A 413-nucleotide genomic window follows, 5' to 3' on the forward strand; every position below is an offset into this window, starting at 1 on the left:
CTTCGGCGTCGGCTACGATACTGTCGACGTCGAGGCCTGCACTGGCGCCGGCATCGCTCTGGTCATCACGCCCGATGGGGTAAGACGGCCGGTCGCCGTATCCGTCATCACCTTTATGTTGGCACTCACCGGCAAGCTGTTCACGAAGGACGCCCTCACCCGTAAGGGACCTCATGGCTTCCAGGAGCGCTCCCAACATATGGGTGTCGGGCTCGTGGGGCGTACGCTGGGGTCGCTCGGCATCGGCAACATAGGCGCCGAAGTTTTTCGCCTGGCAAAGCCCTTCGATATGAGGTTCATCGCCCATGACCCATTTGCAGACAAGAAGGTCGCTGCCGAACTAGGCGTGGAGCTGGTCGGACTGGAAGATCTGTTTCGTCGCGCCGACGTGCTGTCGGTAAGTTGTCCGCTGA

The 413-nt window shown here is 61.0% G+C and carries 1 protein-coding gene; it reads left to right on the top strand.

Features of this window, described 5'->3' with window-relative positions:
* Positions 1-413: NAD(P)-dependent oxidoreductase (locus EN925_RS39350; RefSeq protein WP_281040723.1), on the top strand; the 413-nt coding region annotated here is incomplete at both ends.

It is taken from the genome of Mesorhizobium sp. M7A.F.Ca.US.006.04.2.1 (assembly GCF_004022915.1).
Lineage (GTDB): Bacteria > Pseudomonadota > Alphaproteobacteria > Rhizobiales > Rhizobiaceae > Mesorhizobium > Mesorhizobium ciceri.